The sequence below is a fragment of the Gordonia sp. NPDC003424 genome, from assembly GCF_053588655.1.
In genome coordinates this window covers 236,267-261,207 of the sequence record NZ_JBSFQJ010000001.1, presented here as the reverse complement: position 1 = coordinate 261,207, position 24,941 = coordinate 236,267, and the positions used below count along the sequence as shown (strand labels likewise).

Annotated in this window: 26 protein-coding genes; 9 read left to right on the top strand and 17 right to left on the bottom strand. The window is 67.8% G+C overall.

All coding sequences use genetic code 11. From position 1 onward, the window contains the following. Positions 1–79: 79 nt before the first annotated feature. From ACWDTI_RS01180 to ACWDTI_RS01125, 12 genes are all read right to left on the bottom strand, one after another. Positions 80–1,711, bottom strand: coding sequence for a solute symporter family protein (locus ACWDTI_RS01180; protein ID WP_449736198.1), 1,632 nt, complete (start codon positions 1,709–1,711; stop codon positions 80–82). Continuing rightward, positions 1,708–2,064, bottom strand: coding sequence for a DUF485 domain-containing protein (locus ACWDTI_RS01175; RefSeq protein WP_449736197.1), 357 nt, complete (start codon positions 2,062–2,064; stop codon positions 1,708–1,710). The genes ACWDTI_RS01180 and ACWDTI_RS01175 overlap by 4 nt, the downstream gene beginning before the upstream one ends. Positions 2,065–2,211: 147 nt before the next feature. Continuing rightward, positions 2,212–3,954 (bottom strand): sodium/solute symporter, encoded by a 1,743-nt coding sequence (locus ACWDTI_RS01170; RefSeq protein ID WP_449736196.1) that lies wholly within the window; start codon positions 3,952–3,954, stop codon positions 2,212–2,214. 18 nt (positions 3,955–3,972) lie between these two features. Further along, the gene (locus ACWDTI_RS01165) at positions 3,973–4,344 is read right to left on the bottom strand and encodes a hypothetical protein (protein WP_449736195.1); all 372 of its coding nucleotides are present in this window, start codon (positions 4,342–4,344) and stop codon (positions 3,973–3,975) included. After that, positions 4,341–5,153, bottom strand: coding sequence for a LytR/AlgR family response regulator transcription factor (locus ACWDTI_RS01160; RefSeq protein WP_449736194.1), 813 nt, complete (start codon positions 5,151–5,153; stop codon positions 4,341–4,343). The genes ACWDTI_RS01165 and ACWDTI_RS01160 overlap by 4 nt, the downstream gene beginning before the upstream one ends. Positions 5,154–5,173: 20 nt before the next feature. Further along, positions 5,174–6,385, bottom strand: coding sequence for a histidine kinase (locus tag ACWDTI_RS01155; protein WP_449736193.1), 1,212 nt, complete (start codon positions 6,383–6,385; stop codon positions 5,174–5,176). Between the two features lie 317 nt (positions 6,386–6,702). Beyond that, positions 6,703–8,283, bottom strand: a complete 1,581-nt coding sequence (locus ACWDTI_RS01150; protein WP_449736192.1) for a polyamine aminopropyltransferase — start codon at positions 8,281–8,283, stop codon at positions 6,703–6,705. A 13-nt stretch (positions 8,284–8,296) separates the two neighbouring features. After that, entirely contained in the window at positions 8,297–8,722 is a 426-nt protein-coding gene (locus ACWDTI_RS01145) for a DUF350 domain-containing protein (RefSeq protein WP_449736191.1), read from the bottom strand. Between the two features lie 36 nt (positions 8,723–8,758). Next, entirely contained in the window at positions 8,759–9,310 is a 552-nt protein-coding gene (locus tag ACWDTI_RS01140) for a DUF4247 domain-containing protein (RefSeq protein WP_449736190.1), read from the bottom strand. Then, complete coding sequence (locus ACWDTI_RS01135) at positions 9,307–9,831, bottom strand: DUF2617 family protein (RefSeq protein ID WP_449736189.1); 525 nt, start codon at positions 9,829–9,831, stop codon at positions 9,307–9,309. The genes ACWDTI_RS01140 and ACWDTI_RS01135 overlap by 4 nt, the downstream gene beginning before the upstream one ends. Continuing rightward, on the bottom strand, positions 9,828–10,460 hold the full coding sequence (locus tag ACWDTI_RS01130; protein ID WP_449736188.1) for a DUF4178 domain-containing protein: 633 nt from the start codon (positions 10,458–10,460) through the stop codon (positions 9,828–9,830). The genes ACWDTI_RS01135 and ACWDTI_RS01130 overlap by 4 nt, the downstream gene beginning before the upstream one ends. 191 nt (positions 10,461–10,651) lie before the next feature. Continuing rightward, positions 10,652–11,149 (bottom strand): Hsp20/alpha crystallin family protein, encoded by a 498-nt coding sequence (locus ACWDTI_RS01125; protein WP_449736187.1) that lies wholly within the window; start codon positions 11,147–11,149, stop codon positions 10,652–10,654. Between the two features lie 720 nt (positions 11,150–11,869). On the opposite strand from ACWDTI_RS01125, the gene groL reads away from it, so the two are divergent. Further along, a complete protein-coding gene (gene groL / locus ACWDTI_RS01120; RefSeq protein WP_449736186.1) occupies positions 11,870–13,495 on the top strand; it encodes a chaperonin GroEL in 1,626 nt (541 codons plus the stop codon). A gap of 42 nt (positions 13,496–13,537) precedes the next feature. Here the strand turns inward: groL and ACWDTI_RS01115 are convergent, their stop codons facing one another. Beyond that, complete coding sequence (locus ACWDTI_RS01115; protein ID WP_449736185.1) at positions 13,538–13,849, bottom strand: hypothetical protein; 312 nt, start codon at positions 13,847–13,849, stop codon at positions 13,538–13,540. A gap of 143 nt (positions 13,850–13,992) precedes the next feature. Here ACWDTI_RS01115 and ACWDTI_RS01110 point away from each other — a divergent pair, with 143 nt between their 5' ends. Together ACWDTI_RS01110 and ACWDTI_RS01105 are read left to right on the top strand one after the other, a co-directional pair. After that, positions 13,993–14,280 (top strand): hypothetical protein, encoded by a 288-nt coding sequence (locus ACWDTI_RS01110; protein ID WP_449736184.1) that lies wholly within the window; start codon positions 13,993–13,995, stop codon positions 14,278–14,280. Between the two features lie 153 nt (positions 14,281–14,433). Beyond that, entirely contained in the window at positions 14,434–15,435 is a 1,002-nt protein-coding gene (locus ACWDTI_RS01105) for an NAD-dependent epimerase/dehydratase family protein (RefSeq protein WP_449736183.1), read from the top strand. Positions 15,436–15,476: 41 nt separating this feature from the next. Here the strand turns inward: ACWDTI_RS01105 and ACWDTI_RS01100 are convergent, their stop codons facing one another. Both ACWDTI_RS01100 and ACWDTI_RS01095 read right to left on the bottom strand, forming a co-directional pair. Next, positions 15,477–16,940: an FAD-dependent oxidoreductase gene (locus ACWDTI_RS01100; protein ID WP_449736182.1), complete on the bottom strand. Its 1,464-nt coding sequence runs from the start codon at positions 16,938–16,940 to the stop codon at positions 15,477–15,479. Between the two features lie 88 nt (positions 16,941–17,028). Beyond that, on the bottom strand, positions 17,029–19,206 hold the full coding sequence (locus ACWDTI_RS01095; RefSeq protein ID WP_449736181.1) for a hypothetical protein: 2,178 nt from the start codon (positions 19,204–19,206) through the stop codon (positions 17,029–17,031). Positions 19,207–19,432: 226 nt separating this feature from the next. Here ACWDTI_RS01095 and ACWDTI_RS01090 point away from each other — a divergent pair, with 226 nt between their 5' ends. From ACWDTI_RS01090 to ACWDTI_RS01075, 4 genes are all read left to right on the top strand, one after another. Beyond that, positions 19,433–19,849, top strand: coding sequence for a hypothetical protein (locus ACWDTI_RS01090; RefSeq protein ID WP_449736180.1), 417 nt, complete (start codon positions 19,433–19,435; stop codon positions 19,847–19,849). A gap of 433 nt (positions 19,850–20,282) precedes the next feature. Next, positions 20,283–20,552, top strand: coding sequence for a hypothetical protein (locus tag ACWDTI_RS01085; protein WP_449736179.1), 270 nt, complete (start codon positions 20,283–20,285; stop codon positions 20,550–20,552). Between the two features lie 50 nt (positions 20,553–20,602). Next, the gene (locus tag ACWDTI_RS01080) at positions 20,603–21,418 is read left to right on the top strand and encodes a tyrosine-protein phosphatase (RefSeq protein WP_449736178.1); all 816 of its coding nucleotides are present in this window, start codon (positions 20,603–20,605) and stop codon (positions 21,416–21,418) included. A 23-nt stretch (positions 21,419–21,441) separates the two neighbouring features. Further along, positions 21,442–22,251, top strand: coding sequence for a tyrosine-protein phosphatase (locus ACWDTI_RS01075; RefSeq protein ID WP_449736177.1), 810 nt, complete (start codon positions 21,442–21,444; stop codon positions 22,249–22,251). A 1-nt stretch (position 22,252) separates the two neighbouring features. On the opposite strand, the gene ACWDTI_RS01070 is transcribed toward ACWDTI_RS01075, so the two are convergent. Together ACWDTI_RS01070 and ACWDTI_RS01065 are read right to left on the bottom strand one after the other, a co-directional pair. Beyond that, complete coding sequence (locus tag ACWDTI_RS01070; protein ID WP_449736176.1) at positions 22,253–22,999, bottom strand: esterase/lipase family protein; 747 nt, start codon at positions 22,997–22,999, stop codon at positions 22,253–22,255. A 41-nt stretch (positions 23,000–23,040) separates the two neighbouring features. Beyond that, positions 23,041–23,532: a PaaI family thioesterase gene (locus tag ACWDTI_RS01065; RefSeq protein WP_449736175.1), complete on the bottom strand. Its 492-nt coding sequence runs from the start codon at positions 23,530–23,532 to the stop codon at positions 23,041–23,043. A 57-nt stretch (positions 23,533–23,589) separates the two neighbouring features. On the opposite strand from ACWDTI_RS01065, the gene ACWDTI_RS01060 reads away from it, so the two are divergent. Beyond that, the gene (locus ACWDTI_RS01060) at positions 23,590–24,189 is read left to right on the top strand and encodes a TetR/AcrR family transcriptional regulator (protein WP_449736174.1); all 600 of its coding nucleotides are present in this window, start codon (positions 23,590–23,592) and stop codon (positions 24,187–24,189) included. A gap of 314 nt (positions 24,190–24,503) precedes the next feature. Next, positions 24,504–24,827 (top strand): hypothetical protein, encoded by a 324-nt coding sequence (locus tag ACWDTI_RS01055; RefSeq protein ID WP_449736173.1) that lies wholly within the window; start codon positions 24,504–24,506, stop codon positions 24,825–24,827. The last annotated feature ends 114 nt before the right edge of the window (positions 24,828–24,941 follow it).

Genomic DNA, 24,941 nt, shown 5'->3' with positions numbered 1-24,941 from the left:
AATGTGATGTCCACCATAACAATAAGGCGGGCCGAGATCTGATGATCTCGGCCCGCCCGTTGTCAGAGCTGCGAAAGGGTCAGTGCACCACAGCCTTCTCTGCTCCGACTCCGGTCAGCGAGCGGACCTCCATCTCGGCGTTGCGCTCCGGGGTCCCGCGCTCCGGCGACGTCAGGGTGCCGACGATGCCGAGGATGAAGCCCAGCGGGATCGAGATGATGCCGGGGTTTGCCAGTGGGAAGTAGGCGAAGTCGGCCGATGGGACCATCGAGGTGGCCGCACCGGACACGGCGGGCGAGAAGATGATCAGGACGATGGTCGAGATCAGGCCGCCGTAGATGCTCCACAGGGCGCCCCGCGTGTTGAACCGTTTCCAGTAGAGCGAGTACACGATGGTGGGCAGGTTCGCGGCCGCGGCGATGGCGAAGGCCAGCGCCACCAGGAAGGCGATGTTCTGGCCGTTGGCCAGGATGCCGAGGATGATGCCCATGATGCCGAGAACCACGACGGTGTAGCGGGATACGCGCACCTGGTCGGACTCGCTGGCCTGACCCCGCTTGATCACGCTGCCGTAGATGTCGTGGGCGAAGGACGCCGACGCGGTGATGGCCAGACCCGCGACCACCGCGAGGATCGTCGCGAAGGCCACCGCGGATATGACGCCCAGTAGCACCACGCCGCCGAGTTCGAACGCCAGCAGCGGTGCCGCGGAGTTCTGCTTGCCGGCTGCCGCCATGATCTTGTCCGGTCCGACGAGCGCCGCCGCACCGTAACCGAGCACCAGGGTGAAGAGGTAGAAGGCGCCGATCAGTGCGATCGCCCACACCACGGACTTACGGGCTTCCTTGGCGGTCGGCACCGTGTAGAAGCGCATCAGCACGTGCGGCAGACCCGCGGTGCCGAGCACCAGCGCGATGGCCAGGGACAGGAAGTTGATCTGTGACGTCAAGGACCCGCCGTACTGCGCGCCGGGCGCGAGAACGTCACGGGCGGCGATCTTTTCGTTCGACGAGCCCGAGATCGCATCCTGCGCCGAGCCGAGAATGCTCGACAGGTTCATGCCGAACTTGGCCAGCACGATCAACGTCATGATCGCGGCACCGGCGATCAGCAGTACCGCCTTGATGATCTGCACCCAGGTGGTGCCCTTCATGCCGCCGATGAGCACGTAGACGATCATCAGAGCTCCGACGACGGCGATCACGATCGACTGTCCCACGCGGCCCTCGATGTCGAGGAGCAGTGCCACGAGCCCGCCGGCGCCGGCCATCTGGGCCAGCAGGTAGAACAGCGACACCGCCAGAGTCGAGATGGCGGCCGCCAGACGCACCGGCCGCTGCCGCAGCCGGAAGCTCAGGACGTCGGCCATGGTGAACTTGCCGGTATTGCGCAGCAATTCGGCGACCAGCAGCAAGGCCACCAACCACGCCACGAGGAACCCGATCGAGTAGAGGAACCCGTCGTAGCCGTACACGGCGATGGCGCCGGCGATGCCGAGGAAGCTGGCCGCCGACAGATAGTCGCCGGCGATGGCGATGCCGTTCTGCGGCCCGGAGAAGCCGCGTCCACCGGTGAAGAAGTCGGCGGCCGACGAGTTGTTCTTGCTCGCGCGGATCACCACGTACATCGTCACGGCGACGAACGCGACGAAGATCGAGATGTTGGCGACGGGGTTACCGACGGCCGCGGCGACCACATACGTGTCGGTCATGCGTCCGGTCCTTCCAGTTGGGCGCGGATGGCGGATGCGCGCGGGTCGAGTTCACGATTGGCGAAGCGGACGTACAAGCCGGTGATGGTGAAGGTCGTGACGAACTGCAGCAGGCCCAGGATCAAGCCCATGTTGATGTTGCCCCACACCTTGGTCGCCATGAAGTCGTGCGCGAAGGCGCCGAGCAGAACGTAGACCGCGTACCAGATCAGGAAGAACGCGGTCATCGGGAAGACGAACTTGCGCAGCCGACGCCGCAGATCGGTGAACTCGGGACTCTGCTGCATTTCGATGAAGTCTTGCCCCGTCGGCGTATGCGGCGCCGAGCCGGGTGGATGTTCGATGGTGGACACACGACCTCCTGCGGTGACTGTGATGGCAACTCTGTCGCCGAGATTATTGAGGTGTGGGTCACAGGAGAATGGGGTGGTGCGGGTCACACGCCGAAGCCGGGCGGTTGTGCGCCGAACGGTCGATGCGGGCCGACGAACGGTGGCCGGTCAGCCCTTCGGCAGCCGCTCCACACCCATGCCGAGTCGCTCCGGCACGTGCATCCGGGCGAAGATCCGGGCTCGGTCCGGCGGCAGCCCGCTCGTGGTGGCCAGGCTGACCAGGACCATCGTCGCGAATGCCAGCGGTACCGTCAGCGCGGCGGGATATCCGATCAGCACGGCCGGCCAACCGCCGAGCGCCGTCTCGTCGACGGCGCCGGCGATCGCCAGGCTGGTCGCCAGGCCCGACGACACGCCGCCGACGATCAGACCCGCGATCGCTCCGGCCGGGGTCAGGCCGCGCCACCAGATGCCGAGCACGAGAAGCGGACACAACGTCGATGCGGCCACCGCGAACACCAGTCCGACGGTGCGCGACAACTCGAGTGACGCCGCCGCCAGGGAGAACAGGATCGGGATGATCCCGCCGATCACCGCGGCCACCCGGAAGTCGCGGACCCGGCCGCGCAGCACATCCGTGGACAGCGCACCGGCCACACTGACCAGCAGGCCCGACGACGTCGCCAGGAACGCGGCGATCGCACCCGCGGCGACCAGCGCGGCCAGCAGTTGTCCGGCGATCCCGCCGACGGCTGCGCTCGGCAGGAGCAGGACCGCGGCATCGGCGGTCCCGGTGATCAGGAGTTGCGGGACGTAGAGCCGCGCGAACACGCCGAGGATCGTCGGGAACAGATAGAACAACGAGAGCAGCGCGATGACCGCGAGAGCGGTGCGGCGCGCCGATCGGCCGTCGGGGTTGGTGTAGAAGCGCACGAGCACGTGCGGGAGTCCCATGGTGCCGAGGAAGGTGGCCACGATCAGCGAGAGCACCTGGAAGAGAGCATGATCGCCGCCCAGCCCGCCGCCCGAGGCGATCCAGTCGGCGCCGGTGGTGGGTGCGCCCTCCACGACCGGGGTCGCGGCGCCGGCGTCGAGGTGGATGACCGTGCCGGACGAGAGGGTGTGCGTTCCGGGGGCGGTGATGGGCCTCTCGTGGACCGGAACCCCGTCGAGCCGGCCGGTCACCGCGACTCCCGCCGTCTCCGTGACCGTCACGACCACGTCGGTGGTGACGTCGACGGTGGTGGCCACCGTGACGCGCGGCGGGACCGCGTCGCCCAGCGGAGATCGATCGGCGAAGAACACGCCGACCAGCACGAGCGCCGGAATCGCGATGGCGGTCAGCTTCAGCCAGTACTGGAACGCCTGCACGAAGGTGATCGACCGCATCCCGCCGCCGACCACGTTCACGATCACGATCGCTCCGACCGCGACGGCACCCACCCACACGGGCGCCCCGAGCAGGATGTGCAGCGTCAGCCCCGCGCCCTGGAACTGTGGGATGAGATAGAGCACGCAGACCACGACGACGACCATCATCGCGGCTCGCCGCGCCGCGCCGGACGCCAGGCGGAACTCGGCGAAGTCGGGGACCGTGTAGGCGCCCGATCGACGCAGTGGGGCGGCCACGAACAGCAGCAGACCCAGATAGCCCGCGGTGAATCCGACGGGGTACCACAGGGCATCGGCGCCGTACTTGGCCACCAAGCCGGCCACCCCGAGAAACGATGCCGCCGAGAGGTATTCACCGGAGATTGCCGCCGCGTTCCATCGGGACCCGACGCTGCGCGACGCCACCAGGAAATCAGAGGTGGTGCGGGCGAAGCGTCCACCGTAGGCGCCGACGGCGATCGTCGCCACGGCCGCGAGCGCCAGTGCCACCGCGGTGAGGGTGTCCACCGTGCCGCTCACCACGCCGCCCCGACCAGGTCAATGGTCATCGTCGACGACACCCATGAAGTCGCGTTCGGCCTGTTCGGCGAATCGGACGTAGAGGCGGCCGGTGACGTAGAGCAGTGGATACAGCAGCCCGCCCAGGACGATCCAGTTCAACCTCACGCCGCCCACCGCCACCGTGGTCAACCACGGAAACAGACTGCCCACCAAAGGAATCGCGACGATCACGGCAGTCACGCTGAGGCCGAGACGCAGCGCGAGCCCGAGTTGGGCGCGCATCAGTCCGCGGACGAGTGCATCGCCGACCTCGGTCTGCTCCTGCACCTCGACCCGGGTACGCACCATGCGAGCGCCCCGCCGCCGAGCCAGAACGACTCGTTCGCGCCGGGGCGGCTGGGCCGTCATCGGACGGTCCCGTCCTCGTCGTCGGGGATCGCGCCGGATCGGAACTGCCGCATCGGATCCCGGATCAGACGGTCTTTGAGTTCGCGGACCTGCCGCCGGCTCACCGGCAGCTCCACCGACTCCGATGCCCCGTTCTGCCGGACGCGGACCATCGTCGTCGACCCGTGCGTGCGCAGACCGGTGACCATCGGCAGCGCTATCAGATAGGAGCGATGCACTCGGTGGAAGCCGTGGTCGTTCCATCGGGAAGCCAAGGTGGACAACGGGATGCGCACCAGATGTGCGCCGGAGTGGGAGTGCAGGCGGGCGTAGTCGCCGACCGCCTCCACCCAGGAGATGCTGTCTCGCGGTATCAGTGACGTGACCCCGGACATCTCCACGGGTATGACGTCGTCGCCGGGTGTGTTCTGCGGCGACCCCGACTCGATTGGGCGCGAAGCGGTTTCGGTCGCGGCGAGGACTCGCGCGATGGCCTGGGTGAGTCGCTCGGCACGCAGCGGCTTGAGGAGGTAGTCCACGGCACCCACCTCGAATGCGTCGACCGCCTTGTCGTCGTGGGCCGTGACGAACACGATGGCGGGTGGGTCGGCGTACTTGGCGAGCACTCCGGCCAGCTCGAGCCCCGAGAGGCCGGGCATGTTGATGTCGAGGAAGATCGCGTCGATGCGCCGCTCGTTGAGTTCGCGGAGTGCATGGGTGGCGTCGGCGGCGCGGTACACCTCGGCGACCTCGGACTGCTCGCCGAGCAGATACGCGAGTTCGTCGAGTGCGGGACGCTCGTCGTCGACGGCGAGCACGGTCAGGGCCATCCCGGCTCGGTCACCTCCTCTCACGCCCGGATTCCGGCGCGGAACTTCGGGACCCGCATGCCGACCCGGGTGCCCGCGCCGACGCCCGTTTCGACCACTAGACCGTAGTCGTTGCCGAATGCGGCGCGCAGCCGATGATCGACATTGGTGAGTCCGACGTGCGCTCCGTCGGATTCGCTGCGCGCGCCGGGAACGGGGTCGAGGGCGTCGATGTCCCCGGACCGCAACAGCTCCGGGTCCATGCCGACGCCGTCGTCCTCGACGGTGATCACACAGTCGGAGCCTTCGTCGCGGGCGGTGATGGTGATGGTTCCGCCGCCCTTGCCGGCCAGGCCGTGCCGGACCGCGTTCTCCACCAACGGTTGCAGGGCGAGGAAGGGCAGCACCACGTTGAGCACCTCGGGTGCCACGTGCAGTTTGACGTCCAGCGACGGCCCGAACCGGGCGCGTTCGAGCGTGAGATAGCGGTCGATGTTGCGGAGTTCGTCGGCGAGCAGGGTGTACTCCCCGGCGGCCCGGAACGAGTACCGGGTGAAGTCGGCGAAGTCCAGGATCAGTTCGCGGGCCCGGTCGGGGTCGGTGCGGACGAACGACGCGATCGTGTTCAGCGCGTTGTAGATGAAGTGGGGGCTGATCTGGGCGCGGAGCGCGAGGACCTCGGCGCGGTCGAGACGGGCGCGAGAGGTCTCCAGGTCGGCTAGTTCGATCTGGCTCGACACGTAACGCGCCACCTCCGAGACCGCGCCGAGCATGCCCGGACTGGGCCGATGCGTCGTCGCCACGACGAGGACCCCCACCCCGGTGTCGGCGGCGATCAGGGGCTGCGCGATCAGCGCGCGCCACGGCGACTCGTCACCGCAGGGTTCGCTGACCATCACCCGCCGCTGATCGTGCTCGGCCGAGGAGGCCGCGCTGTCGGCCTGCTCGGCCACCTCGTCGGTCCAGAGCGCCTCGTCGGCGGATTCGTGGGCGAGGAGAGCCCCGTCGACGTCGTAGAGCGCGACCGCCTCGGCGGCGGTCAGTGCCCGCAGGTGCGGCAGGGCATCGCGGGCGGTTTCTGCCGACAGCCCCGGATGCAGTGACCGCGCGGCCTGCGACGCGGTCTGGAGCGCGAAGTGCACGGCCCGTTCGGTGGGTGTGGCCACCTGTCGGCGGGTCCGCAGCAGCACGACGAGCGTCCCGATGATGAGCACGATCAAGAGCGCGAACGCGATCGCGAGCTGTGCAGACATCAAACCTCCTGCGGTCATCTTTGCGCACCTGTGGATGGATTCGGGCGACGCTCGACGTATTCGCGGGCTGGATTCTCGCCTCCACATTGGGTCGTGACATTTCCGACGATCAGGCTGACGATGCCGAAACATCAGGAGGTGGCCGGTGAATGACGACGATTCCTTGGCGCCTGAGCGCTGGTCGCCCGAGGTACGACAGGCCGCCGCGCGCGTGGTCGTGACGATCAACAAACGGAACCGAATCCCACCGATCAGTGGCTGATCGACATCGCCGCCGGCAAGGAACTGCGCGATCACCGTCGTCGAATTACGAAGTCTCAGTAGACCGACCATTCGCCCTGCGCATAGCGGAGTATTCGCGGGTCCATCAGGGTCGACGGCGCCACGGGGATGGGTCGCCGATCCTGTGGGAAGACAGCGGCCGCCGAAAGTTCCGGAGCGGTCAGAAATCGCAGTGTCCCAGGGGCTTTCAACTCGAGCGGAGGAGCCTGTCGGCCGGCCAGCAGAAAGCCCCAGTCGCCGAACGACGGAACGTCGACATGGTATGGCCGCGTGCGGAATCCGGCCGACCTCAGCGTGGAATCGATGCACCAGAACGATTTCGGTGCGAAGTACGGTGACCCGGCCTGGACGACGGCGCGCCCGTCGGCGGCGAGGTGGGCCCGCACCAGCGCATAGAACTCGGTGGAATACAGCTTCGCCGTGGCCGATTCGTCGGGATCGGGCATGTCGACGACGATCACGTCGAACAGGTCCCGGTTGTCGCGCAGCCAATTGAAGGCGTCCGCGGTGATGACCGTTGCCCGTGGGTCGGTCATCGACCCGCGATTGAGCGCACGCAGCCGGGGCTGGGTACGCGCGATCCGCACCATTTCCGGGTCGAGCTCGACCAGCGTGGCCGCGACGCCAGGATAGGTGAGGACCTCGCGCAGCGCCAGCCCATCGCCGCCGCCGAGGATCAGCACGCGTGCATGGCTTCCCGCCATCGCCGGGTGCACCAGGGATTCGTGGTAGCGGTACTCGTCGATGGACGAGAACTGCAGATCCCCGTTCAGGTACAGCCGCGTGTCGGCGCCGAGCGGGGTGGACCGTTCGGTGATGACGATGTCCTGGTACGGCGTGTGCTCGGCCGCGATGATCGGGTCCCGGAACATGGCCTGCCGGGCGGTCACCTCGAATCGTCCGGCGAGCACCAGCCCGGCCACCAGCGCGGCGACCACACCCGCGGCGGCCACGCCGAGCACGATCCGCGCCGTGCCGGGCAGATCGCGCCGAAACACCGCGAACACCAGAAAGCAGCCGGCCACCGCATTCACCAGCCCGACGACCAACGCGCCCTTCAGCTGACCGAACAGCGGCAGCAGGAGAAACGGGAAGCACAGTCCGCCGATCAACGCGCCGATGTAGTCGACGGCGAACATGTCCGCGACGGCGCTGCCCGGATCCTGGCGCCGAATGCGTTGCAGGAGCACCATCAACAGCGGGATCTCGGCCCCGATGAGCACGCCCAGGACAAACGCGACCACCACGAGCGCCGGCGTGTACAGGGACAGGTACGCGAACGCCGCATACAGCGCCATCACCGACAGTCCGCCGAGCAGAGCCAGCGCCAATTCGATCGACGCGAACGCGATGATCGGTTGCGACTGGAGGGGTTTGGCCGCCAACGAGCCAACACCCATCGCGAAGACCATGACCGCCAGCACGATGGACGCCTGTGTGGCGGTGTTGCCGATCAGGAACGAACCGAGCGAGACCAGGGCCAACTCGTAGACGAGACCGCATGCGGCACAGACGAAGACCACCGCGAGCAAGGCGGTCCGCGACCAGCGTGCGTGCCGTTGGTCGACGGTGGAGCGATCGGCGTCCGTCGTCGCCGGCTCCTCGGTCATCGTCATCGGCCCGGCGCGGTCAGAGAACCGATACCGCGACGATGAGCGCGATGCCGATGTGTGCGACGCCGTGGACCCACACGGCGGGATGGCTCTCGGGCTGGATCACCAACTCGCCCAGCTTGCCCGGCGTGAAGAGGTCGATGACGAAGAACGTCAGCACCATGATGACGATGCCGATGATCGTGTACACGATGGTGTAGGTGAGTCCTTCGAGCAGTCGGCCCTGGCTGGCGACGATCGACGCCGCGACGATGATCGCGACCGCCCCCAGGTTCGAGCCGACGAGGATGCCCGCGTTGCGATTCCGGTCCGCCCACAGTTGCTGACGCAGATTACCGGGCGTCAGGACATCGACGACGGCGAAGGCCAGCAACATCAGGATCATTCCGGTCACACCGTAAGCAGCTGCCGCGTAGGCATTTTCGATCATTCTGGTGAGCATCGTGTCCTCACTGTGGTCGTCGGATGGTGGTCATGGTCATTTGCCTCCGCTGCCCGAGCCGCCGCCGCGGTATCCGCTGCCCGTGCCCGCGTAGTTCGGGGTGGGAACCCAGAAGCCGCCGACGTAGGAGTGGTAGTGCTGATACCCGGATGGATAGTCGCGGCTGAGCATCACGCGGGTTTGATTGGCGCCGTACGGGAACAGGCCGACCAGGTAGTCGGGATACTGGAGGAACTCGGCACCGGCGACGGCGTTCGCGCCGCTGACGTCGCCGGTCCGTTGATCGGTGGGCTGTTCGGCGCCGCTCACGTCGGCGGCGACGGTGCTCGGCGATCCGTCGGCGATGTAGGCAGACACATCACCCTCGTCGAGGCCGGCGTCGCGCTGATAGTGCGAGCTGATGTAGTTGCGCGCACCCGCGTCGCCGCTGATGCCACGAAAGGCATGCACCGAGTACACGATGACGATGGCCACCAATGCGGCCACGACGACGCCGAGGATCAGCAGGTTGCGGGTGCGCCGCAGACCCCGCCGTGGGTCCTCGCCGGAAGGGTATCCCCACTGCTGTCCGCCGGGCGGCTGACTCATCGGTCCGCCCTCCGCGGCAGCCGCAGTTCGCCGGTCGTCACGACGAGTTCAGCCGACTGCGGATAGGTGTGCCAGGTCTGCCAGGTGACGGTGTCGCCGAGCCGGTCGCCGATCACCGCGGTGACGGCCAGCGGTGAGCCGGGGAAGTGGCCGAGGACGGCCGGTCGCCCGCTGCCGGCATGCGCATCGATGCGGCGGGTCAGGTCGGCGACGGTCGCCGAGATGCGGTCGGGTTCGCACGCCTCGACGTGTGCGGTGAATGCGTAGTCGTCGTCGACGAACGACGCCGGCAGCGGAGTCGTGATGTCGGGCAGGCACGCAACGGTCTCGCAGAGCCGCCGCGACCCGTCGTCGACGACGACCTGATGGCTGGCGCCGAGGAGGCGCAGCGAGACCGCCACACGCCCGAAGCGGTGGTCACACGAGGCCAGCGGCTCCTGCAGCGCCGTCGTGAGCGAGAACCGCAGATGCTGCGACCGCGTGTCCGCGTAGGGCACCGCGAGATGGGTCTGCACGCTCACCGATCTGGGGTCGAGGAGGTCGGGTAGATGCGATAGTCGCTGCGCCCGAGCACGTCGCCGCGCGCACATTCCCAGCCGGAACCGAAGTCCTCGAACGACAGCCGGGCGGCGCCCGCCTCGTAGTCGTGATAGCGCATCGCACCCGCTCCGGCCAGCCCGGTCGTGCCCGCCGACGTGAACTGTGCCGACCCCGCCTCGTCCGAGGCGTAGCGGTGTCCGTCGAGTTCCACCGTGGCCGGCCCCGGCGCCAGCGTCACCCCGGACAGTTCCTGCCAGAGCACGACCTCGAGATCGGGGTCGTCCTCCACCGAGATCCACGCCTTGTGGCCGCTCCCCGTATCGAGGAAGTTCTCGGTCCACACGTAGCCGGACTGAGTGAGCCGCAGCGTCCCGCGCACCGCGTATGTCTCACCGCGGATTTCGACGAGGTCACCTGGTTTGAGGTTGCGCGGGTCACCCCGGACGGCGTCGTCGTCGGCGGTGGAGAACGGGTCACCCGGCTGGTAGGCGCGCTGACGGACGGCGTCGGTCTCGGCCTGGCGTAGCTTGCGGTTCCCCAGGAAGTTGAACACGACGACGATCGCGATGATCAGGAGCAGCGCGACGATGATGATCAGCAGGATCTCCACGCGCCGACCCTATCGTCTGACACGCAAATGGCACATACCGGGCGATCGGGCAAATGACCCGGTCGGTGACCCCGACGTGCGAATACCCCGCTCGCCGAGTTGTTCGTCGGCGAGCGGGGTATTCGTCAGCGCTTTGTGAACCTCCCGGGCGTCATCGCCGGGAGGTGACTCACGTGGTCAGTCGCCCTTGGTCAGTCGCCCTCGGAGGGAGACTCCGAAGCCTTCTCGGTGATCTCGATCGTGCGTGCCTTGACCGGTGCGGCCTTGGCGAGCTCGAGACGGAGGACGCCGTCGGCGAGCGATGCGTCGACCTTGTCGACATCGACCTCACCAGGCAGCGACACCCGGTAGTCGAACTTGCCGGTGCGACGGGTCTGATGACGTACCTCGCCCTTGCGTTCGACTTCGGTGGTCTCGCCGTGGACGTGCAGGACATTGTCGTCGAGCTCGACGTGGATGTCCTCGCGCTTGATGCCGGGCAGTTCGGCCTCGACGATGTAGGCGTTCTCGGTCTCCTCGATGGTGATCGCCGGGGTCCACCCGGAGGTGGTGCGGGCCGGTTCGACGCCGGCGAACGCCGCGTCGAACAGGTCGAGCAGGCTGCGTCCGTCGTCGAACGCGCGGAACGGCGTGAAGAACCCGAGGTCAGAACGACGCCGGACGGGGACGGGAGCGGTGGTGCGTGGCATGAGGAACCTCCTCGTTGAGGGTTGCTGTTACACATAGTTGAGCGCACCACGCTCAAGTTCTATTCCCGGCGTCGATCCGACCGTCGTCCTCGTTCAGGACCGGCAGGAGATCTCGATGCGGACCCTCGCAAGCTCGGGGCCTTACTCGATCAGCGGGGTGTGGCGACTCTTGGCGCAAGGCTCCGAGCACGGCGACGCGCCCCCCTTCGCTGATCGAGTAAGGCTCCGAGCGCGGCGACGCGCCCCGTTCGCTGATCGAGTAAGGCTCCGAGCGAAGCGAGGCGCCGCATCGAGATCACCCGGCGTGCCATCGGTCGCGATGGGTAGCTCGGCCGGCATCTCGAACAAGCTGCTGTGCGATGCACTCCTCAAACTCGACACCTGGGTCCACCCCCACCCGTCCACCAAACGCGATCCGCTCCCTCGATCCGAACCTGCTCCTTCGATCGGGGGAGCGGATCCGGATCGGGGGAGCGGATTCGGATCTCGGGAACGGTGACCGCCCGGGAGCCCACCCCCGGAGCACTGGCTGGTCGGGGTCGACCCGAACCTTGCACTCACCTCGGTCGAGTGCTAAAAACGACTTTGGCACTCACGGACCGTGAGTGCTAGGTCGGGACGGTGAGACCGGTACCGAATGACACACCGGTCGTCCGTCGCGGGCACCGAGTTCCGGCCATAGAAACCTAGTGTCACCCCCTATCGGAGGATCACTTACCCATGGCCAAGCAAATCGCGTTCGACGAAGAGGCCCGCCGCGGCCTCGAGCGGGGCCTCAACAGCCTCGCCGACGCAGTCAAGGTGACGTTGGGCCCCAAGGGTCGCAACGTCGTTCTGGAGAAGAAGTGGGGCGCCCCCACGATCACCAACGATGGTGTGTCCATCGCCAAGGAGATCGAGCTCGAGGATCCCTACGAGAAGATCGGCGCCGAGCTCGTCAAGGAAGTCGCCAAGAAGACCGACGACGTCGCGGGCGACGGCACCACCACCGCAACCGTTCTGGCCCAGGCTCTCGTCCGTGAGGGTCTGCGCAACGTCGCTGCCGGCGCCAACCCGCTGGGTCTGAAGCGCGGCATCGAGAAGGCCGTCGAGGCCGTCACCGAGTCCCTCCTCAAGAGCGCCAAGGAGGTCGAGACCAAGGAGCAGATCGCTGCCACCGCGGGCATCTCGGCCGGCGACTCGTCCATCGGCGAGCTCATCGCCGAGGCCATGGACAAGGTCGGCAAGGAAGGCGTCATCACCGTCGAGGAGTCCAACACCTTCGGGCTGCAGCTGGAGCTCACCGAGGGCATGCGCTTCGACAAGGGCTACATCTCGGGCTACTTCGTGACCGACGCCGATCGTCAGGAAGCCGTCCTCGAGGACCCCTACATCCTGCTCGTGTCGGGCAAGGTCTCGACCGTCAAGGATCTGCTGCCGCTGCTGGAGAAGGTCATCCAGGCCGGCAAGCCGCTGCTGATCATCGCCGAGGACGTCGAGGGCGAAGCCCTGTCGACCCTGGTCGTCAACAAGATCCGTGGCACCTTCAAGTCCGTCGCCGTCAAGGCTCCGGGCTTCGGTGACCGTCGCAAGGCCATGCTGGCCGACATCGCCATCCTCACCGGCGGCGAGGTCATCAGCGAAGAGGTCGGCCTGTCCCTCGAGGGCGCCGGCGTCGAGCTGCTCGGCACCGCCCGCAAGGTCGTCGTGACCAAGGACGAGACCACCATCGTCGACGGCGCCGGCGATGCCGACGCGATCGCCGGCCGTGTGGCCCAGATCCGCAGCGAGATCGAGAACAGCGACTCCGACTACGACCGTGAGAAGCTGCAGGAGCGTCTGGCCAAGCTGGCAGGCGGTGTTGCGGTCATCAAGGCGGGCGCGGCCACCGAGGTCGAGCTCAAGGAGCGCAAGCACCGCATCGAGGACGCCGTCCGCAACGCGAAGGCTGCCGTCGAAGAGGGCATCGTCGCCGGCGGCGGCGTGGCCCTGCTGCAGTCCGAGGGAGCCATCGACGCGCTCTCGCTCGAGGGTGACGAGGCCACCGGCGCGAACATCGTCAAGGTTGCGCTCTCGGCTCCGGCCAAGCAGATCGCCGTCAACGCGGGCCTCGAGCCCGGCGTCGTCGCCGACAAGGTGCTGAACTCCAAGAAGGGCACCGGCCTCAATGCCGCCACCGGCGTGTACGAGGACCTGCTCAAGGCCGGCATCAACGACCCGGTGAAGGTCACCCGCTCGGCGCTGCAGAACGCAGCCTCGATCGCGGCGCTGTTCCTCACCACCGAGGCCGTCGTCGCCGACAAGCCGGAGAAGAACCCGGCCCCGGCCATGCCGGGTGGCGACGAGATGGGCGGCATGGGATTCTGATCTCGTCTCCGACGAGGATGGGATTCTGAGTTAGTCTCAGGCTCAACGCTTTACCGACCGAAGGCCGGTCATCCCATGCGGGTGGCCGGCCTTCGGCGTTGTCCCGGCCAGCACTCCCCGGATCGTCCGCCAGCTCAGGATCGACAGCACCGAACCAGCCGAGAGCACACTGAACACCGACATCCACGAGCCGACCGAGCCGATCGAGAACGACGACCCCACGGAGCCGATCGATCCGAACGAGCCGATCGATCCGACGCTCAGCGCGGAATTGCGCGACCACAGACTCAGCACGGAATCGGTCGATCCGATCGACCACAGGCACCCATCGTCGTCGCGCTGGACTTCTTCCACGTCACACCTCTCACGCCCGGCCCACCGTCAAATCTGGCACCTCGACGACACCGTGGCAATGCCCCGCACCGCGCAGATCAGTGCTACGGATTTCCCAGTTTCCTGGGATGGGCCGCACGGCGCCGGGCGGCGACACTTGAGATATGGCGTCGACCAGCTTCGTGTGCGTGTGCGCTGAGGCATCCCTGCGCCGGGCACTTCTCGACGCGCTGAGTTCGCCCGACGTCGTCTACACGACGTTTCCCGACGAGCCACACGTGATCGTCGTCTGCGCGTCCACTCAAGCCGCGGCATCGTGGGTGCGCCACGTCCTCGCATCGGCGGAATCCATGATGTGCGCCTTCGTCGAGCAGCCGGGCACCGATGTCCGCCCGCCGCGCGGCCGGCCCGGACCGTTTGGTGAACAATCCAACTCACCGCAAGACCACTGAGCAGCCCACCACCGCGAAGTGGTGTGATGCGCGCGACAAGCGTGTCCTCAGATGTCCAACCTCTGTCTTCTACTGTCAAGCCACGAGCGGATATGGAGGGCAAGCTGGGTCACACCACGTCAATGCATATGGTGCAGCCCACAAAGGAGAACCATGACCACACCCGATCAGCGCCCATCCCCGTCCCTGGCCGGCCGCAAGATCTTCATCACCGGCGCGAACGGCTTCATCGGCCGCGCCATGTCCGAGCGTTTCCGTGCGCTCGGGGCGCAGGTCAGCGGCGTCGATCTGATTGCCGACGCGGACAACGGCATCGTCGCCGGTGACACCACCAAGCCCGAGCAGTGGTCGGAAGCGCTCGCCGGTGTCGACACCGTCATCCACACCGCGGCGATCCTGGGTTCGTCGCAGTCCCTCGAAAAGACCTGGAACGTCAACGTCCTGGGCACCAGCCGGGTGCTGCGCGCCGCGATCGACGCCGGAGTGGCCCGATTCATCCACTTCTCGTCGGTGGCCGCCTTCGGCTACGAGTTCCCCGACAACGTCGACGAGACCTACCCGGTCGCCGTCTGTGGCGACGTCTACACCGACACCAAGGTGAACTCCGAGGCCGTCGTCCTCGCCGCGCACGCCGCCAAGGAGATCGACGTGACCGTCATCCGCCCCGGCGACGTCTGGGGACCGGGCTCGGTCTGGGTTCGTTCGCCGATCGCCGAGATGCGCAAGCCCACCGGGTTCCCGCTGCCCGACGGTGGCCGCGGCATCTTCTCGCCCGTCTACATCGACAACTTCGTCGACGGCATGGTGCTCGCCACGGATTCCGACGACGCGATCGGACAGGTCTTCGTCATCTCCGACGGCGTCGGTGTGCCGTGCAGCGAGTTCTTCGGCCACATGGCGAAGATGAGCAAGGGCACCATCCGCACGCTGCCGATGAGCGTCGCGGTGCCGCTCGCCGAGGCCCTCGGCGGCCTCATGCGGCGACTCGGCCAGAAGACCGACCTGTGCGAGGGCACCATGCTGCTCCTCAACCGTCCCGGCACCTACTCGATCGAGAAGGCCGGCAAGATCCTCGGCTACCAGCCGCGTGTCTCCCTCGAAGAGGGCATGAAGCGCGTCGAGGAGTGGGCGCGTGCCGAGGGCGTCATCGACTGATGAACTCCTGAATCAGCGCAGAAGATTCAACCGCATGCCGGTCACCGTTGGGTGGCCGGCATGCGGCGTTCGGCGAGCCCGCGAGGTCGTGCGGTGGGTGGGGGCTCGTGTGCGCCGCCGTGCCACAGCGCACGCCACGCGATCGTGGGGCGCATCAGCGAGCTCGCGGGCTGCAGCAGGTTGGTGACCTCCATGAACGCGCGTGCGGCCACCGTGTCGCGGCGTGCCGCGACCTGCACCCGCCGGACGTATCGCCGGATCGGTGCGGGCGCGGGTGTCATCGACCCGGTGACACCGGGCAGTTGCAGGTCGGCGCCGGTCACGACGGTCCACGCCAGATCGGTCACCGCCGCCGCCTCCGGGTACCAGTGCCGTGCCAGATCGGGGTCGGTCAGACCATGCTCGGCGATGACGGCGTCGAGCCGCAGACTCTGCAGCGCGGCCACACTCATCCCCTGCCCGAAGACCGGATTGAAGCTGCAGATCGCATCCGCGATCGCCAGATGACCGGCCGGGGGGTGTGACAACGCCTCGAACCGTCGGCGCCGGCTGGACGGCATGCTGAAGGCGTGCGGTCGCTCGACGCAGTCGCGCTCGGCGATCAGCGTCGTCAGGTCGGGGCTCACGATCGTGGTGGCGAAGGCCCGGATGCCGTCGGGATCCACCGGCGGACGGTCACCGTAGTTGAACACCGTCACCTTCCAGGTCCCGGTTTCCTGCTGGATCGCCACACCGCCCCGGGGAATCTCCGGCGTGGCCGCGGACACGACGACGCGTCGGCCGTCGAGGTCACCCGTCCGGTGCGGCACCTCCATCGTGGAGTACCAGACGTTGATCCGGATCTCCTCGGACTCCGGGACAGGCAGGTCGAGCGCCGCGAGCCATTTCATCGCGTGTGCCTGGCGTCCGGAGGAGTCGATCACCAGGTCGGCGTCGATGACGTCATCGGCACCGGTACGCGGCCGATCGGACGGATCGACAGAGCGGAGGCGGCGCACCCGCAGGCCGGACACCCGGCCGCGGTCGCCCGTCAGACCGGTGACGACGAGCTGGTCCCGGATCTCGACCTGGGGGAGTCCGCGTACCCGGCGTCGAACCGCGGCCTCGAGGGCCGGTCGGGACACCGCGATGCCACGGCATCCGAGATGGCAGTCGGCCAGCAGGCCGCCGCCGAGGTACCACCGCCCGGTGCTGCCCATGTCGCCACTGCCGTGGCCGCCCTGGGAGATCAGTTCGGTCGTGATCCCGGGGAACAGCGCCTCGAGGGCATCACGCCCGGAGGCGAGCAGCCCGTGGGGGTGGGTGGCCTGCGGAGTGCCGGGACGCGGGCGCGCGTCGTCGGGGAGGCGATCGCGTTCGACGAGCGTGATCCGCCCGGTGTGCCTGGCCAGGACGGCAGCGGAGAGCAGTCCACCGATGCCGGCGCCGATGACGACGACATGCGGACCGGTGCCGGGCGTGGCGGGTGGTCGGGCAGCGAGGGTGCGGGGTGCGACGGTGGACATCGAGACCTCCGGTGGCGAGTGGGGCCGGACAGGACTCGCTCACGATCCCGCCGCGCTCTGCTCACTCTCCAGTCCGGACGCTGCCCGATCACTGCCCATCTGCCGGTCGACCGTCACCGGATGTGTCGGCGACACCATGGAGTTCCCATTTCCACAGCACCTCGGTCAACCGCTCCGTGCCCGCCGCCAGGTGACGACGGTAGGTACTGAACGGCATGCCGAGCACCTCGGCGGCACGTTCCTGGGTCGTCGCCGGCTGCACGTAGGTGCGATGCAGGGCGCGCGCGGCGCGGTCGAGTGCGGGATCGGCGGCGACGACGTCGAGGGCCGCTCGGGTGACCTCGGCGAGTCTCGCGGCGGCCGCGGCCGGCGATGGCGCGGGTGGCGCACACCCCGGAGGTGCAGCCAGACGGGAACCGGCGAGTGGTCCGGCGGCCAAGCGGTCGGGGCGATGCAAGTCGCGCAGCATCGTCCGCACAGCCGTGCCGAAGTCGGTGCGCGACAGCGCAACCGGCGACATCGTGCGCTGGGCCGCAGGCGCATTTCCCATCTCCACCGCGGCCAGCGACTGCAGCCACTCGTCGTAGGGGCTGCGCAGGAAGTCGCGCGCGTAGACGGTCAGGGTGGTTCCATCGCTCTGCGTGAGTCGGCCGAGCGGCTCGAATCCGATGTAGTCCCAGACCGGGATCCACTTCGGGCCGTGGGTCGAGCTCACGGCCACCCACCCCAGGCCTGGCGCCATCCACTCGCGCAACGAGAGGCCGGCCACCATGTCGGAGACCGGGCCCAGGCCGTCGAGGTCGTGGGAGTCGGCGATGAACTCGTGCAACACCCGCTCGCCGGGTTCCGGTGGTCGACGGTCCGCGAGCATCTCGAGTACGGTCGCCGTCGCCCGATCGGGACCCAGGTCGCCGGCATGATGCGGGTCCCACGCGAAAACAGCTGCCCCGCACGATTTCTCATCGGAATCGAGAATCATGTGCACCGAGTCGGGCGAACGTTCGGCCCAGAAGGCCGCGGTCGCCGTCCGCGCCGGCCCCTCCGACGTCAGCATGATCGCCCGCAGGTCGTCGGCGTCGGCGGGGCGGTAGGGGTGGGTGGACATGGACCCGAGTTCCTCGAACGAGTACAGCGAGGCGGCCGCCGGGTTGCCGCGGTGCAGATAGAGCAGATCCGCTGTCGCACGCTGTAATTCGACCCCGTCGAGGCGGTGCATGCGGTCCACGATCACTGTTCGGATGCGTTGGTGCAGGTGGGTGAACGACTCCTGGTCACGCCAGCGGAGATCGGCGTCGAGGGCGTCGGCGACGATGTCGTGTACCGACAGGCCGTCCGGGTGCGACACGGCATACGGGCGTTCCCGGAGCCAGGCCAACACGTCGTCGGCCGTCGTGTCGTCGACATCCAGGACGTGACGGAGCATGGCGCGATCGACACGGCGGGCATGCCCGCAGACGTGGAGTGCCTCGCGGTGTGCCGGTCGATCGACGTCGTCGACGAAACGTCCGAGCAACCGGGTGGCGGCGTCGGGGCAGTCCCGCAGCATCGACGACGCGGCAGCCTCCGCGCGCGTCCTGTCCGGCGCGGTGACCCCGGTTGCGGCTCCGGAATCCCGCCCGTCGGCGCCGTAGTGGTCGACCGCGATGACCAGGGCGAGCGGGTGACCGTGGGTCTCCGCGACGAGATCGGGCACCGAGATCGGTGGCACGCCACGACCGAGCAACAGTGCCGTGGCGTCCTCGGGGCGCAGGTTCCGCAGGGACAACACGGTCAACAGGTCACGCCAGCCCGGGTCGGTGCGCCACTCGTTCGACGGGGGATGACGACCTGCCAGGATCACGCGGTTCCGGTCGGACAGGTGGGCGATGAGGTCGTCGCGCATCCACCGTTCGAGCGGACGCAATGTCTCGGCGGTGTCGATCACCAGGACCGCGTCGGGGGTCAGTGCCTCGGCCGGCGGTCCGTCGTCGCCGGCACTCGCGGCGATGCGCAGTGCGGCGGCGAAGCCTGCCCGGTCGGCCGGGGTATCGGCGCCGTCGAGCCGGATGCAGGGTCGGTCGCGGTCGACGACGAGCTGCTCGACCGCGTCGAGCAGACAGCTCTTGCCGACGCCTCCGGGACCGTGGACGAACATCACGACCGCACCGTCGGGGTCGTCCAGAAAGGTGGCGATCCGAGCGAGTTCGCGGTCGCGCCCGACGGGCGCATGTCGTCGAGCAGCGCGCAGGCGAGCCGAGATGGTGTGACGTTCGTGGGGACCGGCCATCGTGACTCCCGTCGCTGCGGGCCGACGATCCGGCCCGACCGCTGACCTGAATTCCAGCACAGGACATCGGCCCGTGGAAGCTGTTCGAACGGACGAATGACTGCGGACCGAGTGCAATCGCGGACGGGAAATGAGTAGTCTCACCGGGTTCTGGGCCGACCGCGGCCGATAGTGTCGGCCACATGTTCGTGACCACCGCCGCCGTTCACCGCCCGGGGAGGACCAGATGACCTACCCACCGCCGGGCTCGCCGATGTACCCCGACATGCCACCGTCGGGCATGGCATATCCGCCGGGTCCGCCGCGCGCGCCGGCGGCACAACGCTCGACCGTCGATCTCGTCATCGCGTCGCTACTCGCGCTCGTCTACCTGGCGGGCACGGCCTTGATCCTGTTCTTCAGCCTGTTCGCGGTCATGGCCACCGATGCCTGCAGCGACGTGCGACCGTGTGACTACGACATGCTCACCTACGGTTACCTAGTCCTCTGGGGCGGCTCGGCGGGGATCGTGCTCGCCTTGGTGGCGGGGATGATCTGGATGTTCGTCAGGCGGCAGTGGATGTCCTGGATTCCGTTGTCGGCCATCGTGCTCGAGGTGGCGGTCGTCGTCGTGGCGGTCGCCCTGGCCCAACAGATGCAGTGACGGGCGCGAGCTCGGCACAGCGCCGGCTCGTCGTCGACCGACCTTGGCCGCGTCCTCCTGGTAGGTTCCCGTTCTACCGGAGTACGGAACGGCCAACCGGGGGTGGTGAGGGGTGCAACCGAACGCTCGACCAGGCGATGGCGTCGATCCGCTCCCGGCACCGCAGGCACTCGGACGTCTCGGCCACTGCGCACGTGAAACGGCGCGCTTGATGGTCGGGAGGAAGGTACATCTCTCCGAGCGCAACCTGGACAGGCGAATCGCGTTCACGGACGGCTCGATCGGCCGTGTCTATCGGGAAACGACGGCCGATGTCGACACCGTGGGCGATCCGGTCACGCTGGTGGTCGGATTCCGGTTGCGCTGGGTCGGCGGTCAGCGAATGGCACACACCCTCTTTCGTGCTGAAAGCATCTGCAATACACCACTTTTCGTGGGATTCCCCGGATTCGTGTCGAAATTGTGGCTGGCGCACGATCAGCACAACCTCTATCGGGGCGTCTACGAATGGGACGGGGCGCGGCGCGCGAACGACTACGTACGTGCCCTGTGGTGGGCGCTGGCGGTGGTCAGCGACACGTCGAGCATCCGGTACCACATCGTGGCGGGATCGCACCGGGATCAGACCCTGTCGGACCCGCCGGACACCGCCGCGGGGCAGTGGTGGCGCCCGATGCCGGCCGGCGGTGACGGACCGAAATAACTCGATTCGGATGAGGGCGGCCGGACGCCGGTCATGTCACCATGCGTGCCATGACGCTGACCGATCCGGGTGCCCCGAGCCCGATCAAGACCATTCTCAACCTGCGCGACCTCGGTGGGTGGATCGGTGTCGACGGCCGACCGGTCCGCGGTGGCCTCCTGTTCCGATCCGCCGGGCTGCGCCCGCTGCACGCCCCGGACCGCGAACGATTCGACGAACTCGGCATCCGGACGATCTACGACCTCCGGTCCGCCGCCGAACGCCGGGCACTGCCGGACCCGGAGTTCCCCGACGTGTCCGACATTCATCTCGACGTCCTCGCCGACGCTCCGAGCGCGCTGCCCGGCAACCTCGACGCCTACCTCTCGGACCCCACCAAGGTGGCCGAGGCCACCCGCGAGTTCACCGGCGACAACGCGAAGGCGCTGATCGCGCAGACGTATCGGGAGCTGGTCACGATGGGCAGCGCGACCGACTCCTATCGCATGTTCTTCCTCGGACTGCTGGGTGGGCGACCGGTTCCCGCGCTCTTCCACTGCACCACCGGCAAGGACCGAACCGGTTGGGCTGCTGCATCTTTCCTGACCCTGATGGGTGTTGATCGCGATGACGTCTACCGCGACTACCTCCTCACCAACGATCGTCTGGTCCCGGCTCTCAAGCCGGTGTTCGACGAGTTCGCGAGGGCCGGCGGCGACCCGGACCTGCTGCACCCGGTCCTGGGTGTCGACCGGTCCTATCTCGATGCGTCGTTCACCGAGATGGAGCGCACCTACGGAACGATCGACGGATACTTCACCGACGCCCTCGGCATCGGCCCCGCACAGCAGCAGGAGATGCGCCGGATGTACCTCGCCACCGAGTGAGTGCCGTCTGCCACCATGAATCCATGACCGAACCCTCCGTCGCGCACCCCCACCTCCCTACCGTGAACAACCTGCGCGACGTCGGCGGCCACGCCGCCCGGGACGGCCGCACCGTCCGGCGCGGCGCCGTGTACCGATCGGCCGCGCTCGACAAGATCTCCGACGACGACGGCCGCGTGCTGCTCGATCTCGGTGTCCGCACCATCTACGACCTGCGGTCGGCGGCAGAGGTCGACGCCGCACCCGACCCCCGCCTCGACGGTGTCGCCGGCGTGCACCTCGACGTCCTCGCCGATGCCGAATCGATCTCGGCCCCGGCGAGTCTCGACAAGGTGCTCAGCGACCCGGAAACGGTCGCCATCGCCAACGAACGACTCGCCGACGGTGGCGGAATCACGGCACTCACCGCGTCCTATCGCGAACTCGTGCAGCTGCCCAGCGCCCAGGCGTCCTATGCGACCCTGTTTCGCGGACTGCTCGACGGATCGGGCGCCGTGCTGTTCCACTGCACGGCGGGCAAGGACCGGACCGGTTGGGCCGCAGGAGCATTCCTCACGCTGCTCGGTGTCGAGCGGGACGCCGTGTACCACGACTATCTGCTGACCAACGACCTCTTCCTGCCGGCCATCGCGTCGGTGTTCGACGGCTTCGCAGCCGCCGGCGGCAACCCGGATCTGCTCCGACCCGTACTCGGTGTGCAGGAGCAGTACCTCGATGCGGCATTCGCCACCATGGCAACCGAATTCGGTACCATCGACCGCTACTTCGCCGACGCCCTCGGGATCACCGTGGATCAGCAGGAAGCACTCCGCGACAAGTATCTCGAGGGCTGAGTCACCGCCCGCGCAGCGAGTTCCTCGCCGTCCGGACACCGTCCGCATCGTCGACGAACCGCCCGTCGCAATGGCCGCGCAATGCGCGCGAGACAGATTGGATGACAGCGGGATTGAACGCCTCGGCGGTGTGCTCGACGCCCCCGTCGGGGGCGATGAACGCTGGCAGCGGAGTGAACCGGCACTGTCCGCCGTCGAGATCCCCGGTGACCCATTCGTAGGTGCTCCGAATGCCGTAATACCGTGCCGCGCCAGGAGTGTCGTCTCCTCGGTTGAGCGCGCGGAGATACGGGCTTCCCGGGCAACTCATCTCGTCGGTGCCGGACTGGCCGCATCCGCCCGGTGAACCGTATTGTGGTGTGCCGATGGCGATCACGTTGCTCACGTTCGGTGCGCCACCGAGCATCTTGGCGTAGTAGCGGATGGTCAGTCCGCCGATGCTGTGCCCGACGAGCGATATCGGCGAGGCCGGATGCGCCGTCTTCGCCTCCGCCACCATGGCGGCCAGGGCGCGCGCGTCGCCACGCAGATCGGTGCCACGCAGATCCGTCAGCCGAACCCGGTATCCCTCGCGACGCAGCGATTCGGCCATCGGGGTGTACAGCGTCCCGCCGAGCAGCTGGCCGGGGACGATGATCACGGTGCCGCGATCGGTCGGTGCCGCGTGGGCCACCGCGGGCGCGACAGCAGATGTCGCCAACGCGAAGGCCGCCCCGACGGTCATGGCGATGCGGTGCAGGAGTTTCATGCCCGCATGCTAACCCCTGGGTTAGGTTTGCCTAACCACGCCTATCGGAACACCGCGCACGTCGTGGTGCCGTGTGCGACCAGTTTGCCGTCGGCGGAGTAGACCCTGCCCTCGGCGGTGGCGGTGCGGCCACCGACGTGGATGACGGAGCCCTCGCCGGTCAGCTCGTCCGCGTCGGTGGCGACCGGGCGGATGTAGTTCACCTTCAGCTCGAGGGTGGTGTAGCCGACCCCGGCGGGCAGTGTCGTGTGTACCGCGCAGCCCATCACCGAGTCCAGCAGGGTGGCACAGATGCCCCCGTGCACGATGCCCAAAGGGTTCGCGAAGTCGGGTTGGGGTGTCACGGCAAAGGTCACCGCCCCTTCGTCGACGCGCACCGGCCGCATGCCGAGCAACCGGCCGATGCTCGGGTGGTTGTCGCGGTGCGGGTCGTCCTTCCAGGCGCGCAGCAGGTCGAGACCCGACATGGAGAGCGGGTCGACGGAATCGGCGGGAGTCGATCGCAGGGTCGTCATGATTATGTATGGTTGCATAGAACGACCCGAATATGAAACCCTGCATAGAACCCGAGGTGGAAAGGGTGATCGGCGATGGCTGCGGACTCGACCGTGACGAGCGGTGCGCTGGGCGCCGGCGGTCCGCGCGACCGGATGGTGGTGCATGCCGCCGACTTGATCGGGCGGGACGGCGTCGCGGCCACGTCGATCGGTGATGTCATCGCGGCGAGCAACGCACCCCGCGGCTCGATCTACCACCATTTCCCGGGCGGCAAGACCCAGCTCATGACCGAGGCGGTCCACTACGCCGGCGACTTCATCTCGACGCGGATCGCCCGTGAACATTCGGGCACGCCGGCGGAGGCGGTCGTTGCGATCGGCGGAGTGTGGCGTCGCCTCCTGGTCAACACCGACTACGAGTTCGGGTGTCCGGTCCTCGCCGGGGGGCTCGCCCGACGGTCCGAGCCGGCGGTTGCCGACGTGGCCGAAGAGGTCTTCGAGGGCTGGACCGCGCAGATCGCGTCGCGCCTCATCCACGAGGGGGTCGACGGGGAGCGTGCCGACTCGCTCGCCCACCTGATCATCGCGTCCATCGAGGGCGCCGTCGGGTTGTGTCAGACCCAGCGCAGCGTCGCGCCGCTGGACCGGGTCATCGATGAGCTTGCTCGGCTGTGCGCGGCGGCCGCGGAGTAGCGGGATCCGAATTGACCAGCCTTGAATAGCCGAAACGTCCCGAAACGTACTCGGCCCCGACCTACGCTGTGGCAATGAAATCTGTCGGGATCAGCCTCGTCACCGCGATTGTTTGCGCTCTTGCCATCTTCGTCGCTGCACCGGGACCCGCAGCCACTGCGGCTCCGTTGGACCTCGGGTCCTCATCGTTGGGAAGTTCCGACCCGAACAGCGTTCACCTGAGGGCCATCGGAACCCTGGGTCACATCAAGTACACCGTCACCAATGTTCCGGTGCCCCCGAGACCCTTGGTGACCCCGCGAGCCTGCAACACCGTGGCCATTGCCCTGGTTGCCTCTGCGCTCGCCGTGGTCCCGTCGTTGTTCGAGTACCTCAGCACCGGGTCGATCAGCGTCGCCCAACTCATCGCCAGGCTCAAGCAACTCGGAGCGTTCGGCGGTGCCGACCTTCTGAAGAAGGCCGACGACGCGGGAACGGTCACAGGCACCTTCGACGTTCGCGCGGGAAGCTATGCCCTGGTCACCATCTGTAACATCAACCCGCTCTCTCCGGTCGGCAGTGTGAGCAAGTCGCTGATGGGTATCGCCTTCGCGACGGCCGGCCCGGATCTGGGTTCCAGTTCGGGTTCGGGTTCCTGACCGCCGGCAGGCGCTGCCGTTCACGCAACCTACGCGATCATCGGTCACGACGATCGCGTAGGTTCTTCTCCCACAAGCATTGAGTGCGTTGCGGCGGTTGACCCGCGGCAACGC